This window comes from Micromonospora sp. ANENR4 (assembly GCF_015354395.1).
Classification (GTDB): domain Bacteria; phylum Actinomycetota; class Actinomycetes; order Mycobacteriales; family Micromonosporaceae; genus Micromonospora; species Micromonospora aurantiaca.
Genome location: NZ_JADKYQ010000019.1, coordinates 1 through 14,276, shown reverse-complemented (window position 1 = coordinate 14,276; position 14,276 = coordinate 1). Strand labels below are relative to the sequence as shown.

Below are 14,276 nucleotides of genomic sequence, written 5' to 3'. Positions count from 1 at the left end.
GAGAGCCGAGGGTGGGAGAGGCACGATTTTCGCCGCGCCGTCCCACCACACCGTCCCGCCGCGCGGGAAACGCTGAACACGGGTGGACAACAAGGGGTCCGCAGTGTGTACGATTCACCCCGTCGCCGGGCGGCTCCCCCCGTGGCCGCCCGGCGCTAAAACTCCCGGCGTGCGGCCTCTAGACTCGCCCCGGTGACGACTCCCACCACCCCGGACGAGACGCTGATCTGCTCGGCGCGGGGGTGTCTCGCACCCGCCGCCTTCCAGCTCCGCTGGCACAATCCCCGCCTGCACGCGCCGGACCGGCGCAAGACCTGGCTGGCCTGCCCGGAGCACCGCGGCTCCCTCGGTGACTTCCTCGAGGCACGCGGCTTCCTCCGCGAGGTGGTCCCGCTTCCCTGATCGCCTACGCTCGAAGCGTGAGCGAGCAGACGACCCGAGTCCGTACCGGCGGCGAGCACGGCAGGTCTCCCCGATGAGCGGTGACGGCCCCGCCGGCCTCCCGCCCGCCTCGCGCAGCGCGCTGGAGCCCTGGCCGGACACGGTCCACTGGCAGCCGATCTCCCGCGACCTGATCTGGGTGGAGCTGATCCGGCTCGGCATCGGGCTGGCCGTGGCGCTCGTGGTGCTCGGCGTGGCCTGGGCGCTGTCCGGGCACTGGCTGCTCGGCGCCGCCGTCGGCGTGGCGCTGCTGATGGGCGTCTGGCGGTCCGTCACCATCGTGCGCGCGGTCCGCGCCTGGGGGTACGCCGAGCGCGACGACGATCTGCTCGTGCGCCACGGCCTGCTGGTGCGGCGGCTGTCCATCGTGCCGTACTCGCGGATGCAGTTCGTCGATGTGAGCGCCGGTCCGCTGGAGCGCGCGTTCGACCTCGCCACCGTGCAATTGCATACGGCCGCCGCCGCGAGCGACGCGCGCGTGCCCGGCCTGCGCCCGGCCGAGGCGTCCCGGCTGCGCGACCGACTGACCGCGCTGGGCGAGGACCGGGCGGAGGGCCTGTGAGCGAACGGAGCGACTCCGGCGCCCCGCCGCCCCACGACGACCGGCCCGACCCGACCCCCGGACCACCATCCGGGTACGGACCCCCGCCCGGACCCGACGCGACGCCCGGGCCGTGGCCCGCGCCGCTGCCGCCGTACCCGGGACCGTGGGGTCCGGCGGCCGGACCGCCCGGCGGCGAGGAGCCACGGCAGCGGCTGCATCCGCTCAGCCCGGCACTGCACGGCGCGAAGTCGCTGGTCGTGGTGATCGCCGGGCTCTCCTGGTCGACGCTGTCGCGCGTCGGGTTCGGCTGGTTCGCGGTGCTGGTCACCGTCTTCGTGCTCGGCGCCACAGTGCTGTCGGTGGTGAGCTGGTGGAACACCGGCTACCACCTGGTGGGCCGCGAGCTGCGGGTCTACGAGGGCCTGCTGTGGCGGCGCACCCGGGCCATCCCGCTGGAGCGGTTGCAGGCGGTCGAGGTGGTCCGGCCCCTGCTGGCCCAGCTCACCGGCCTGGCCGAGCTGCGGCTGGAGGTGGTCGGCGGGGGCAAGACCGAGGCGCCGCTGGCCTACCTCAGCGTGGCCGAGGCCACCGCGCTGCGGCAGCGGCTGCTCGCGGTCGCCGGTCGCTCCGCCCCGGCACCGGTGCCGGCGGCCGAGCCCGGCGCGCCGGTCGCGCCGCCCGTGCCGGAGGGTCGCCGGCTGCACGCCGTCCGCAACCAGGACCTGCTGGTCAGCCAGCTGCTCACGCCGCAGGCGTTCCTGCTGCCGCTGGGCCTGGTGTTCGTCGGCGCCCAGTTCCTCTCCGAGGGCTCGTGGTCGTTCATCGCGGTGGCGAGCACGCTCACCGCGATGGCCGGTGTGGTGCTGCAACCGATCCGCCGGGTGCTCGACGACTGGAGCTTCCGGCTCGACCGGGACGACGGCACGCTGCGCGTGCACAACGGGCTGCTGGAGACGCGGATGCAGACCGTGCCGCTGCACCGGGTGCAGACGGTACGGGCGACGTGGCCGCTGCTGTGGCGGATGAAGGGGTGGCTGCGGCTGCGGCTGGAGGTGGCCGGCTACTCGGCCGGTGAGCCGGACGACCGCAACCGCCCGGACCGGCTGCTGCCGGTCGGCGACGCGGGCACCGGCGCGATGGTCGTGGCGGAGGTGCTGCCCGGCGTACGGCTGGACGCGCTACCCGCCACGCCGCCCCCGTCACGGGCCCGGTGGCTGCGGCCGCTGAGCCGCAAGGTGGTCGGCGCCGGTCTCGACGAGCGGGTCTTCGTGGCCCGCTCCGGGTTGCTGACCCGGCGGTTGACGCTGGTGCCGTACGCCCGGATCCAGAGCGTGCGGGTCACGCGGAGTCCGGTGCAGCGGCTGCTGCGGCTGGCCACCGTGCACGCGGACACCGCCGGTGGGGCCGGGGCGGCGGCCGTCGACCGGGATCTGGCCGACGCGTGGGAGCTGGCCGCGGAGCTGACCGAGCGGTCGCGCGCCGCCCGCCGTACCGACAGCGGCCGCTGACCCCGGCGGGCCGCGACGCCACGACGGCGGTACGGCAACGACGGCGGCGCGGCTACGACCCGGCCGCCCGAGACGGCCGGTGGCGCGGGCCTACCGGCGCTCGGCGGGCACCGCGTCCCGGTCGTCGGCGGCGCGGTCCGGGGTGTCGGCGTCGCCGTCGGCGGACGGCTCGCCTGCGGCGACGGCGGGCTCACCGGCCCGCCGGGCCTGCCGCGCCGCCCACCAGCGCTCGGCCAGGCCGACCACCAGGAACGTCATGCCCACGTACGCCCAGCCGACCAGCACGTCGATCAGGTAGTGCTCGCCGCTGTACATCAGCGTGAACGTCATGGCCAGCGGGTACGCCAGCATCAGCGGCCACCAGCGCTTACGCACCGACCGCATGAAGAACAGCACCACGAACAGCGCGAACGCGGTGTGCAGCGACGGCATCGCGGCCACCGGGTTGGAGGCGATCTGCCCGGCGTTGAGCAGGTTGCCCGCGCCGTGCATGCCGATCTCCTTCCACCCCCGGGTGGAGATCCGCGCGACCTCGGTGAGCAGGCCGTTCTGCGCCGCCCACCACGGCGGCGCGGCCGGGTAGGCGAAGTAGGTGACCAGGCCGGCCGCGCACAGGAAGCCCCAGCGGGACATGTACGCGATCCAGCGCCGCCGGTTGCGCATCCACAGCACCGCGGCGGCGGCGAACGTCGCCACGAAGTGCGAGAAGTAGATCCAGCTCACCAGCACGTCCCACCAGCGCACCTCGGACGCGTCGTACAGGCGCTCCTGGAGCCAGATCGTCGGCACCTCGCCGCCGGTGAGCCAGCCGGTGAGGAAGCGGTCGGCGATGATCAGTTCCATCGCGTGCGGGGTGGCGCCGTTGTCGGCGAACCCGCGGGACAGGTTGTACGCGGCCAGAAGCAGCACCACCGGGATCCAGTCCCGGGCGAACCGCAGGTGGCTGCGCCACGGGCGGGCCGAGTTCCACGCGATCGTGCCGGCCCAGATCCAGAGGAACGCGTACGCCGGGTCGGTGGGCAGGCCGATGGCGAGCCAGGCGACGACGAAGGCGACGCCCCAGATGGTCATCGCGATCACACGGCGGCGCCCGCCGTCGGGCGACTCGGTGGTCGCGTCGGGGGCGGGGGTCGGAGATTGTGTCAGCTCGGCCATCGCGGACAAGGTTAACGGCGGGCGACGGGCGGGCATGCGGGCGGGCGGTGGCGACCGGACCGGTGGCGGCTCGGACGCCGGACGGGCGCGGGCCGGCTGCACTAGGCTCGGCCGCATGCAGGAGCAGCCGGAGTCGCCCTTCACGCCGGGCCTGACCGCCCGGGTCGAGCTCACAGTGACCGACGCCGACACCGCGCAGGCGGTCGGCTCGGGGGACGTGCCGGTGCTCGGCACACCCCGGGTGCTGGCGCTGGCCGAGGCGGCGACGGTGGCCGCCGCCGCGACCCGGATGCCGTCCGGGTCGACAACCGTCGGCGTCCGGGTGGAGCTGGAGCACCGCGCTGCGACGCCGGTGGGGCGTACCGTGGCCGCCCACGCCGAGCTGGTGAAGGTCGACGGGAAGCGGCTCGTCTTCGACGTGACGGTCACCGACGGCCCCACCGTGGCGGCGCAGGGCCGGGTCGAGCGGGTGCTCGTCGACCGGCAGCGCTTCGTCGAGCGGGCCGTGCGCCAGTCATGACCGCCGGGTTCTCCGAGGTCGCCGCCGGGGTGCACGTGCTGCGCGAGCCGACGCTCGCGGTCAACGTCGTGCTGGTGGTCGGTGACGGCGCGGCGCTGCTGGTGGACACGCTCTCCACCGCCGGGCAGGCCCGGGAACTGGCGGCGGCGGCGCGGGCGGTGACGCCGTACCCGTGGACGATCGTGAACACGCACCACCACTTCGACCACTGCTTCGGCAACGCCACGCTGGCCGGGCCGGACACCGCGATCTACGCGCAGGCCCAGGCCGCGGCGGCGCTGCGGGACCGGTCCGACGCGGTGCGCCGCGCCGCGTACGAGGAGATGCGTGCCGGGCACCCGGCGCTGGCCGAGGAGCTGGCGCACACCGAGCTGCGGGCGCCGACACACGAGGTGCACGAGGAGACGGTGCTCGACGTCGGCGGCCGGCGGGTGGTGCTGCGCCATCCCGGGCACGGGCACACCGACGCCGACCTGGTGGTGCACGTGCCTGATGCGGACGTGCTGGTCGCGGGCGATCTGGTGGAGCAGAGCGGACCGCCGGCGTTCGAGGAGTCGTACCCGCTGAAGTGGCCGGACGCGCTGGCCGACCTGCTGCGGCTGACCACGCCCACGACGGTGGTGGTGCCCGGCCACGGCGAGCCGGTCGGCGCGGACTTCGTCCGCGAGCAGCACGCGCAGCTCGCGCGGCAGGCGTGGCTGATCCGCGCCGGGCACACCGGCAGCGCCCCGCCGGAGCGGGTGGCGGCCGAGTCGCCGTTCGGCGCCCGGCCGGGCCTGATCGCCGCCCGTCGCGGCTACGCGGAGCTGGACGGCACGGCCTGACCGGCGGCCGGGTTCAGCCGGCGTCGGCCAGGATCTCCCGGAGGCGGTTGCGACACTCGGCGACGAACGCCGGGAACGTGTGCCAGTAGTAGGAGACGCCGCTGGCCGCCACGCCGAGCGCCCAGGCGCGGGCCCGCGCCCAGGTGACGTCGTCCACCCCGAGCGCATCCCGGTAGGCGTGCCGGGCCGGCGGCGGAAGGTCCCAGATCGGCGCGTGTTCGGCGTCGGGGTGCCCGACGGTCAGGCCGCCGAAGTCGATGACCGCCCGCAGCCGGCCGTCGTGCACCAGCAGGTTTGTGGGTTTGAGGTCGCCGTGCAGCCAGACGTGCGGCCCGGCGGGTTCGGGCAGGGTGAGGGCGTCACGCCAGAGCCGGACCAGGGTGCCGACGTCCGTCTCGTCGCCGATCAGGGTCCGGCAGTCGTCGAGCGCCGCGGAGATCCAGGTGTCGCAGGGCCGGAGGCTGCCGCCGCGGTAGCCGCTGAGCGGGCCAGCGCGGGTCGCGCCCATCAGGTCGGTCGCGTGCAGGCGCCGGACGAACGCGGCCAGGTCGGCGCCGAGCGCGGCCCAGTCCGCGACCGTGCCGGCCCGGACCTCGTCGCCCGGTATCCAGCGCTGCACCGACCACGGCAGCGGGAAGGCGTCGGCCGGGACGCCGGCGTACACCGGCTCCGGCACCCGGTACGGCAGTAGCGGCGCGAGGCGGGGCAGCCACCGCTGTTCCTTGCGCAGGGCGCCGGCCTTCTCGGCGGTGCGCGGCAGGCGGACGAGCAGGTCGGCGCCGAGGCGGTACATCGTGTTGTCGGTCCCGGCGCCCGCGGGCGTGAGCGGCAGGGCGGCCCACTCGGGGCGCTGTGCGGTCAGCAGCGCCCGGACGACCTGCTCGTCCACGGGTATCTCGTCCTGGTGCAGGGCCATCGGGTGATCATGCGGGGCGGGACGGCGCTGCGGCCACCGGGTTTCCGGGGGCCGGCCCGGGGCGGGCGGGGCCCCGCAGCGCGTCCCGCAGCGCGTCGAGGTGCGGGGCGGCGGCCAGGATCGCCGCTCGTACCGGCGGGTCCAGCTCGGCCAGGGCGTCGGCGAGCAACGCCGCGCGGTGGGCCTCGTAGTGGGCCATCCGCTCCCGGGCGGCGTCGGTGACGCGTAGCCGGACCACACGGCGGTCGTCGGGGTCGCGGTCACGGGCCAGCAGCCCGGCGTCGGTGAGGTCGCGAACCAGCGTGCTCACCGTGTTGGGCGCGGTGCAGAGACGCCGGGCCACCTCCTTGCCGCTGATCCCCGGCATCTCCCGGACCAGCAGGAGCACTTCCACCTGCGCCTCGGGCAGCGGATCCCGGCCCACCCGTGCTCCGGTCCGGCGGCGCAGGAGCCGGTGCAGCTCCCCCAGGGCCGCGCCGAACCGCGCGACCTGCTCGTTCGTCGCCACGGAGTCACCCGCCTCACATCGCAATAGTTCTGACTACAGATGTAAGGTACCCCGGACGCACCAGATCCAGGGGGTACCCACTCGTGAGCAACGCCGCGCCGACCGCCGCGCGCCCGGCCGCCGGCCGCACCACCGCGTCCACCGGTGGTGTGACGCTGCTGGTGCTGCTCGGCGCGCTCACCGCGATCGGCCCGCTGTCGCTGGACATGTACCTACCGGCGTTCCCGGCCATGACCCGCGACCTCGGCGCCGACCAGGCCGGCATCCAGCTCTCGCTCACCACCTGCCTGATCGGTCTCGCCCTGGGTCAACTCGTCACCGGTCCGCTGAGTGACCGCTGGGGGCGCCGCCGGCCGGTGCTGGTCGGTGTGGTCGCGTACACCGTGCTGGCGCTGGCGTGCGCCGCGGCGCCGAACGCCCCGCTGCTCGCCGCCGCGCGGTTCGCCCAGGGCGTCGCCGGCGGCATGGGCGTGGTGGTCGCCCGCGCGGTGGTCCGCGACCTCTACTCGGGACGGGACGCCGCGAAGTACTTCTCCCGGCTCACCCTGGTCTTCGGCGTGGCGCCGGTGGCGGCGCCGGGCGTGGGCAGCCTGGTGCTGCGGTTCGGCTCGTGGCGGGCGGTCTTCGTGGCGCTCGCCGTCATCGGGGCGGTGCTCGCCGTCGCCGTCGCGCTGCGCCTGCCGGAGACGCTGCCGGCCGAGCGCCGCAGCACCGGTGGCCTGGGGGCCACCGTCCGGACCATGCGGTCGCTGCTCGCCGACCGGGTCTACCTCGGGTACGCGCTGACGCAGGGCTTCGCGTTCGCCGGGCTGTTCGCGTACATCTCCGGGTCGTCGTTCGTGTTCCAGGACGTCTTCGGCGTCTCCGCGGCCGTGTTCAGCGTGATCTTCGGCGTCAACGCGCTCGCCCTGGTCGCGGTCGGGCAGGCCAACGCCCGGCTGCTCGACCGGTTCACGCCGCGCCGGCTGCTGGTCACCACGCTGGTGGCCGGCCTGGTCACCGCAATCGGCGTGCTGAGCGGCGCGCTGGCGGGCAGCCTGGCCGTGACGGCGGTGGCGCTGTTCGCCTTCGTCGGCTCGCTCGGCATGGTGATGCCGAACAGCACCGCGCTGGCGCTGGACGCGCACGCCCGGCACGCGGGCACCGCGGCCGCGCTGATGGGCGGCATCCAGTCGGTGGTGGGCGCGCTCGCCGCGCCGCTTGTCGGGCTCGGCGGCGAGGGCAGCGCGCTGCCGATGGCGGTGGTGCTGGCCGGCGCCGCGTTCCTGTCGCTGACCGCCGTCGTGACGCTGGCCCGTCCGCGCACCTGAGCACGGGGCGGACGGGTCACGGGAAGCGGGTGGCGACCGCGGTGCGGGTGGGCATGGCGGTGGCGCCGCCCGGTGACTCGCACACCACAGCCGCCACCCGCAGCGCGAACGCGACCCGCTCCCGCCACCCGGCCGGGTCGGCCGGCTCACCGGCGGCCAGCAGGTCGGCCACCAGCGCGCCCATCACCGAGTCGCCCGCGCCTGTCGCGTCCACCGCATCCACCTTCGGCGCGGGTACCCGGACCACGTCGTCGCCGGCGGCGACCAGGGCGCCGTCCGCGCCGAGCGTGACCACGACCGTGCTCGCGCCCAGTTCCCGCAGGTACGCGGCCACGCCCTCGACCGGCTCGTCCGGGTAGAGCAGCCGCGCGTCGGCGCTGCTGAGCTTGACCAGGTGCGCGGCGGCGGCGAACTCGGCGACCACCGCCCGCAGCCCGTCCAGCGCGCCCGGCGCGGTGAGCAGCCGGGGCCGCACGTTCGGGTCGAACACCCGCAGCGCGCCCGCGATCGACCAGGCGCGCCGCGCGGCGGCGAGCACCAGCGGGTCGAGCAGCACGATCGAGCCGCAGTAGAGCACGTCCGCGCCCTCGACCAGCGCCACGTCCAGGTCGTCCGGGCCGAGCAGCGCGTACGAACGGGGTTCGCCGTAGAAGCGGAAGTCGGGCTCCGCAGCGGCGAACGTGGCCACGGCGAGCGCGGTCGGGGCCGGCACCGTCACCGTCCCGCTCACGTCCACTCCCGCCCCGGTGAGGAAGGCGCGGATCCGTCCGGCCAGCGCGTCGTCGCCGAGCGACCCGACGAACCGTGCGTCCCCGCCGAGCCGGGCGATCGCCACCGCCACGTTGAGCGGGCCGCCGCCGATCGCCTGCCGGTAGACGGGTTCCCCGTCGTGTTCGGCATCGAGCAGGTCCACCAGTGCCTCGCCGAGCACCACCGCGTACCCCATCCTGGCTCCCCTCGTCGTCCTCTCCCCCGATCCTGTCGCATGCCGGTGCCACCGCGCGCCGGGACCCGGGCATCGAGCGCCGCCTATTGCGGGCGGCGTGCGGACGTGGTGGGATGGCGGTGCCGGGTGACGACGCGGGGGCTGCCGCGTCACCGGCCGCCGGGTCGATCCGACGCGAGGGCATCCACGGTCCGTTTGGCGACGGACCGCAGACGGTGCGCGCCCGTCGACGGCCCCGGCCGCACGCCGACCGGGCGCGGGCACCGCGATCGTCGCATCCGCTCGTCGCAGCGGAGCGGGCCGAACCGGGCCACGCTCCGCGAGTCAGGAGATCCCCGTGCACCGAACCCGATCCCGTACGGCCGCGTTGCTCACCGCGGCCGCCACCCTGACCCTGGGCGCGTTCGCCCTGGTCACCAACTCCGGACCGGCGGCCGCGCACGGCGCGGCCATGACGCCGGGCGCCCGCACCTACCTGTGCTGGAAGGACGGCCTCACCGGAACCGGTGAGATCCGGCCGAACAACCCCGCCTGCTCGTCGGCGGTGGCCGAGAGCGGGGCGAACTCGCTGTACAACTGGTTCAGCGTGCTGCGCTCAGACGCAGGCGGGCGCACCGTCGGGTTCATCCCCGACGGCAAGCTGTGCAGCGGCGGCAACCCCGGCTTCAGCGGGTACGACGCGGCGCGCAACGACTGGCCGCTCACGCACCTGACGGCCGGGCGGTCGATCGAGTTCCGGTACAGCAACTGGGCCCACCACCCGGGCACGTTCTACTTCTACGTGACCAAGGACAGCTGGAGCCCGAACCGGCCGCTGGCCTGGAGCGACCTGGAGGAGCAGCCGTTCCTGCAGGTGACCAACCCGCCGCAGCGCGGCGCGGTCGGCACCAACGACGGTCACTACTACTTCACCGGCAACCTGCCGTCGAACAAGAGCGGCCGGCACATCATCTACTCGCGCTGGGTCCGCTCGGACAGCCAGGAGAACTTCTTCGGCTGCTCGGACGTGACGTTCGACGGCGGTAACGGCGAGGTGACCGGGATCGGCTCGGGCGGCAGCACCCCCCCGACGACCGCGCCCCCGACCACCGCGCCGCCGACGACCGCGCCCCCGACGACCGCGCCGCCGACCTCACCTCCGCCGGTGACGACCAGCCCGACCATGCCGGCCGGCTCGTGCATGGCGGTGTACAAGGTGGTCACCGCCTGGGGCGGCGGTTTCCAGGGCGAAGTGACGATCATGAACCACAGCACCCGAACCTACTCCGGATGGACCGCGAACTGGACCTGGCCCAGCGGCCAGACCATCAACCAGGTGTGGAACGGCACGTTGAGCGGCAGCGGGGCGTCGGTGAGCGTCTCCAACGCCGCCTACAACGGCAGCGTCCCGCCGGAGGGCACCACGACCTTCGGCTTCACCGCGAACTTCTCCGGCACCAACACCCTGCCGACAGTCACCTGCACCGGTCGCTGATCACGCGCTGAGAAGGGCCCCCGGGGAACATCCCGGGGGCCCTTCCTCGTCACGCTCGGGTCAGCGGACCATGCTGCCCACGACCGGCTTGGTGAGCAGCGCGGACTGGTTGCGCTGGATGCCCGGGTCGAGCGTCTTGGCCACGAAGATGGCGTGCCAGATGCAGAAGATCAGCACGGTCCACACCTTGCGGGAGTGGTCGGCCTCCTCCCGCTTGTGCTCGTCCAGCAGGCGCAGCGCGTACGACAGGTCGATCAGGTCACCCGCGCCCGAGGTGGACAGCACGTGCCGCGCCCACTCGTACATCTCGCCGCGCAGCCAGACCCGGGTCGGGGTCGGGAAGCCCAGCTTCTTGCGGTTCACGATGGCCGGCGGCACGACGCCCTGCAGCGCCTGGCGCATCGCGTACTTGGTGGCCTCGGAGCGCGGCGGCAGCTTCAGGTCGACCGGGATGCCGGCGGCGACGTTGAACACCTCCCGGTCCAGGAACGGCACCCGCACCTCCAGCGAGTGCGCCATCGAGATCCGGTCGGCCTTGACCAGGATGTCGCCACGCAGCCAGGTGTAGAGGTCGACGTACTGCATCTTGGTGACGTCGTCCAGCTCGGTGCACTCGGCGTAGATCGGCGCGGTCACGTCCGTGTAGCGCACCGAGGGGTCGTAGCGGCGCAGCAGGTGCTGCTTCTCCTCCTCGGTGAACATCCGGGCGTTGCCGTAGTAGCGCTCCTCGATCGGGGTGGTGCCGCGCTCCAGGAAGCTCTTGCCCTTGACGCCCTGCGGGATGGCCTTGGACACCGCGCGCAGGCCCTTCTGCACGCCGTCGGGCAGGCTGTTGACCGCGTTGAGCGACAGCGGCTCCCGGTAGATCGTGTAGCCGCCGAAGAACTCGTCCGCGCCCTCACCGGAGAGCACCACGGTGACGTGCTCGGCGGCCTTCTTCGCCACGAAGTACAGCGGCACCAGCGCCGGGTCGGCGACCGGGTCGTCCAGGTGCCAGACGATCTTCGGCAGCGCGTCGATCATGTCCTGCGGCCCGATCTTGGTCGGGATCGTGGTCACGTCGAGGTGCCGGGCCGAGTCCTGGGCCACGTCGATCTCGGAGTAGCCGGGCACGTCGTAGCCGACGGTGAAGGTGAGGATGTTCGGGTTGAACTCGCGGGCCAGCGCCACCACCGCGGTGGAGTCGATGCCGCTGGACAGGAACGAGCCGACCGGCACGTCCGAGCGCATGTGCATCCGGACGCTCTCGCGCAGCGTCTCCCGGATGTCGTGGTAGAGCCGCTGCTCGTCGGAGACCGGGGCCGGCCGGAACACCGGGCGGTACCAGCGGCGCACCTCGATCCGGCCACCAGGAGTCCAGGTCAGGTACTCCCCCGAGCCGATCCGGCTGATCCCCTTGTGCAGCGTGCCCGGCTCGGGAACGTACTGCAGCGTCAGGTAGTGGCTCAGGTTCGCGGTGTCGATGCCCGCGTCGCCCTGGTATGCCGAGTGCGCGAACGGCAGCAGCGCCTTCTTCTCCGAGGCGAGGTAGAGACCGTCCTGCGTCTGGAGGTAGTGCAGCGGCTTGATGCCGAAGTAGTCCCGCGCGCCGAAGGCCCGCCGCTCCTGCCGGTCCCAGATCACGAACGCGAACATGCCGCGCAGCTTGGTGAGCACCTGCTCACCCCAGTAGTGGTAGCCGGCGACGATCACCTCGCCGTCGCCGTTCGTGGCGAACTGGGCGCCGTAGTCGCGGATCAGCTCCTCGCGCAGCTCGATGTAGTTGTAGATCTCGCCGTTGAAGGTGAGCAGGTACCGCCCGCCCGCGTAGGGCAGGGGCTCGTGGCTCAGCGCCACATCGATGATCGCCAGGCGCTTGTGCGCGAACACGCCGTCCGCGTACCGGCCGGAGGCGTCGCCGACCACCTCGACCCCGGTCTCGTCCGGGCCACGGTGGTGCAGGCACTCCAGTGCGCCGGCGATGTTGTCGCGGTGGGCGGCGGCGTCGCCGCGCGCGCTGAAGAAGGCCAGGAGTCCGCACATGGCCGCCATCTTTCCACGCGCCGGAAGCCGCCGTCGCGGCACCGCAGGCACCTCCCGCTGTCGTGCGCGCGGTACCGTCGGGACCAGCGACGAGGCTCAGGGAGGGGCGGATCATGGCCGAGGAGCGGACCCGGCAGGGCAAGGCGGCGGACGGCACGGAGTCGCACGACCCGGATTTCCCGGAGGCGTTCCTGTCGTTCATGCGGCAGGGCTGGCGGGACACCGAACTGCCGGTCACCCCGCGCGCGGAGGTGCCCAACCACGCCAAGCGGCGGGCCGCGCTGGCCGAGGCCTTCCCGGGCGAGACGCTGGTCATCCCCACCGGCAACGAGAAGGTACGCGCCAACGACACCGAGCACCGGTTCCGGCCGGGCAGCGACTTCGCGTACCTGACCGGCGACCTGGAGCCGGACAGCGTCCTCGTGCTGCGGCCGGGCGGCGAGGCCACGCTGTTCATGCGGCCCCGGTCGTCGCGGGTGACCGACGAGTTCTTCCGCAGCCGCCACGGTGAGCTGTGGGTGGGCCGCCGGCCGACGCTGCGGGAGAAGTCGACCGAGCTGGGCCTGCCGACGGCCGACCTGAGCGAGCTGGACGCGGCGCTGGCCGACCTGGCCCCGGGGCGCACCCGGGTGCTCCGCGGTTTCGACCCTCGGGTGGACGCGGCGGTGCGTCAGTACGACGGCGCGCGCGCCGAGGGTCAGCCCGGCCGCGACCGGGAGCTGGCGATCGCGATCGCCGAGCTGAAGCTGGTCAAGGACGAGTGGGAGATCGCGCAGCTCCAGGAGGCGTGCGACGCCACGGTGCGCGGCTTCGAGGACGTGGCGCGGGCGCTGCCGGCCGACCGCGGGGTCTCCGAGCGGCTGCTGGAGGGTGTCTTCGCGCTGCGCGCCCGGCACGACGGCAACGACGTCGGCTACGGCTCGATCGTCGGGGCCGGCGAGCACGCCACGATCCTGCACTGGGTGCACAACCACGGCGCGACCCGTCCGGGTGAGCTGCTGCTGATGGACATGGGCGTGGAGAACCGCAACCTCTACACCGCCGACGTGACCCGGGTGCTGCCTGTCGACGGCCGGTTCACGCCGTTGCAGCGTCAGGTCTACGACGCGGTGTACGCCGCGCAGCAGGCCGGCATCGAGATGTGCCGGCCGGGCGTGGCGTTCCGGGACGTGCACCTGGCCTCGATGCGGGTGCTCGCCGAGGCGCTGAAGGATCTCGGGCTGCTGCCGGTGAGCGTGGACGAGGCGATGGACCCGGCCTCCACGGTCTATCGGCGGTGGACGCTGCACGGCACCAGCCACATGCTCGGTATCGACGTGCACGACTGCGCCAACGCACGCAAGGAGACCTACCGCGAGGGGCCGCTCGGCGAGGGGTACGTGCTCACCGTCGAGCCGGGGCTCTACTTCCAGCCGGAGGACGAGTTGGTCCCGGAGGAGCTGCGGGGCATCGGCGTGCGGATCGAGGACGACATCCTGGTCACCGCCGACGGCCCGGTGAACCTGTCGGCCGGGCTGCCGCGCGCCTCCGCCGAGGTGGAGACCTGGCTGGCCGAGCAGCGTGAGGCGGGCCCCCGCCTGCCCGGCTGATCCCCGCGGCCGCGAACCTTCGGGCCCCACCACCGCGCCTCGACGGCGGGTGGTGGGGCCCGCCGCCGTCTGGGCCGTTGCGGTCCCCCTGACGTGGTTGGTCACCGACCGCCGTTCGTGGGAGGAATGCGGGCTTTTTTCGGATACGTCTTCCTCGCGAGGAACCTTCTCATACGGTGCTGATCAGAGGCTACAACCGGTTTGTAGCTGGTCGCCCGGCCTGGGGCGGTGCGACCCGTTTGGGAAGAACCGAAAGGGCTCTCATGTCGAACGACGTAACGACACCCGACGGCGGCGCTCCGATGGCGCCCCCGCCGCGGACGAGCAAGCGGCGGGCGCTCTGGGTCGCCACCGGCGTGGCCGGGCTGACCGGCGTCGTCGGGCTGGCGGCACTCGGCGGGCTCGCCGCCCGCGACGACAAGTCCGGCACCGAACCGGTGGCGGAGAACCACGCCGCCGCGCCGCAGAACGCCGCCGACGACTCCCGCGCCGAGGGCGGGAAGGGCGGCGAGAAGGGCG

The 14,276-nt window shown here is 73.9% G+C and carries 13 protein-coding genes and 1 pseudogene; 9 read left to right on the top strand and 5 right to left on the bottom strand.

Annotated features, from left to right (window positions below; translation table 11 throughout):
• Positions 1 to 192 precede the first annotated feature (192 nt).
• The 3 genes from IRY44_RS27220 to IRY44_RS27210 all read left to right on the top strand — a co-directional run bounded on the left by IRY44_RS27220 (position 193) and on the right by IRY44_RS27210 (position 2,493).
• The gene (locus IRY44_RS27220; RefSeq protein WP_194803055.1) at positions 193 to 402 is read left to right on the top strand and encodes a hypothetical protein; all 210 of its coding nucleotides are present in this window, start codon (positions 193 to 195) and stop codon (positions 400 to 402) included.
• A gap of 73 nt (positions 403 to 475) precedes the next feature.
• Positions 476 to 1,003: a PH domain-containing protein gene (locus IRY44_RS27215; protein ID WP_194803054.1), complete on the top strand. Its 528-nt coding sequence runs from the start codon at positions 476 to 478 to the stop codon at positions 1,001 to 1,003.
• Positions 1,000 to 2,493 carry a PH domain-containing protein gene (locus tag IRY44_RS27210; protein WP_370585027.1) on the top strand — a complete coding sequence of 498 codons (1,494 nt, stop codon included), beginning with the start codon at positions 1,000 to 1,002 and terminating at the stop codon, positions 2,491 to 2,493. Before IRY44_RS27215 ends, IRY44_RS27210 begins: the two co-directional genes overlap by 4 nt.
• A 90-nt stretch (positions 2,494 to 2,583) precedes the next feature.
• Here IRY44_RS27210 and IRY44_RS27205 read toward each other — a convergent pair whose 3' ends face one another.
• Positions 2,584 to 3,648, bottom strand: coding sequence for a phosphatase PAP2 family protein (locus IRY44_RS27205; RefSeq protein WP_194803053.1), 1,065 nt, complete (start codon positions 3,646 to 3,648; stop codon positions 2,584 to 2,586).
• 115 nt (positions 3,649 to 3,763) lie between these two features.
• On the opposite strand from IRY44_RS27205, the gene IRY44_RS27200 reads away from it, so the two are divergent.
• Complete coding sequence (locus IRY44_RS27200) at positions 3,764 to 4,168, top strand: thioesterase family protein (RefSeq protein WP_194803052.1); 405 nt, start codon at positions 3,764 to 3,766, stop codon at positions 4,166 to 4,168.
• A complete protein-coding gene (locus IRY44_RS27195) occupies positions 4,165 to 4,992 on the top strand; it encodes an MBL fold metallo-hydrolase (protein WP_194803051.1) in 828 nt (275 codons plus the stop codon). Before IRY44_RS27200 ends, IRY44_RS27195 begins: the two co-directional genes overlap by 4 nt.
• Before the next feature lie 13 nt (positions 4,993 to 5,005).
• Here IRY44_RS27195 and IRY44_RS27190 read toward each other — a convergent pair whose 3' ends face one another.
• Both IRY44_RS27190 and IRY44_RS27185 read right to left on the bottom strand, forming a co-directional pair.
• Positions 5,006 to 5,908 (bottom strand): aminoglycoside phosphotransferase family protein, encoded by a 903-nt coding sequence (locus tag IRY44_RS27190; protein WP_194803050.1) that lies wholly within the window; start codon positions 5,906 to 5,908, stop codon positions 5,006 to 5,008.
• A gap of 7 nt (positions 5,909 to 5,915) precedes the next feature.
• Positions 5,916 to 6,416 (bottom strand): MarR family winged helix-turn-helix transcriptional regulator, encoded by a 501-nt coding sequence (locus IRY44_RS27185; protein ID WP_194803049.1) that lies wholly within the window; start codon positions 6,414 to 6,416, stop codon positions 5,916 to 5,918.
• Between the two features lie 83 nt (positions 6,417 to 6,499).
• On the opposite strand from IRY44_RS27185, the gene IRY44_RS27180 reads away from it, so the two are divergent.
• Positions 6,500 to 7,726 (top strand): multidrug effflux MFS transporter, encoded by a 1,227-nt coding sequence (locus IRY44_RS27180; protein WP_194803048.1) that lies wholly within the window; start codon positions 6,500 to 6,502, stop codon positions 7,724 to 7,726.
• Positions 7,727 to 7,742: 16 nt separating this feature from the next.
• Here IRY44_RS27180 and IRY44_RS27175 read toward each other — a convergent pair whose 3' ends face one another.
• Positions 7,743 to 8,672, bottom strand: coding sequence for a carbohydrate kinase (locus IRY44_RS27175; protein WP_194803047.1), 930 nt, complete (start codon positions 8,670 to 8,672; stop codon positions 7,743 to 7,745).
• Between the two features lie 337 nt (positions 8,673 to 9,009).
• Between IRY44_RS27175 and IRY44_RS27170 the strand changes: the two genes are divergently transcribed.
• Positions 9,010 to 10,146 carry a lytic polysaccharide monooxygenase gene (locus IRY44_RS27170; protein ID WP_194803046.1) on the top strand — a complete coding sequence of 379 codons (1,137 nt, stop codon included), beginning with the start codon at positions 9,010 to 9,012 and terminating at the stop codon, positions 10,144 to 10,146.
• A 60-nt stretch (positions 10,147 to 10,206) separates the two neighbouring features.
• On the opposite strand, the gene asnB is transcribed toward IRY44_RS27170, so the two are convergent.
• The gene (asnB, locus tag IRY44_RS27165; protein WP_194803045.1) at positions 10,207 to 12,168 is read right to left on the bottom strand and encodes an asparagine synthase (glutamine-hydrolyzing); all 1,962 of its coding nucleotides are present in this window, start codon (positions 12,166 to 12,168) and stop codon (positions 10,207 to 10,209) included.
• Positions 12,169 to 12,281: 113 nt separating this feature from the next.
• Here asnB and IRY44_RS27160 point away from each other — a divergent pair, with 113 nt between their 5' ends.
• Both IRY44_RS27160 and IRY44_RS27155 read left to right on the top strand, forming a co-directional pair.
• Positions 12,282 to 13,757, top strand: a complete 1,476-nt coding sequence (locus IRY44_RS27160) for an aminopeptidase P family protein (RefSeq protein ID WP_194803044.1) — start codon at positions 12,282 to 12,284, stop codon at positions 13,755 to 13,757.
• 263 nt (positions 13,758 to 14,020) lie between these two features.
• A pseudogene (locus IRY44_RS27155) lies at positions 14,021 to 14,276 on the top strand (hypothetical protein); the annotation flags it as partial.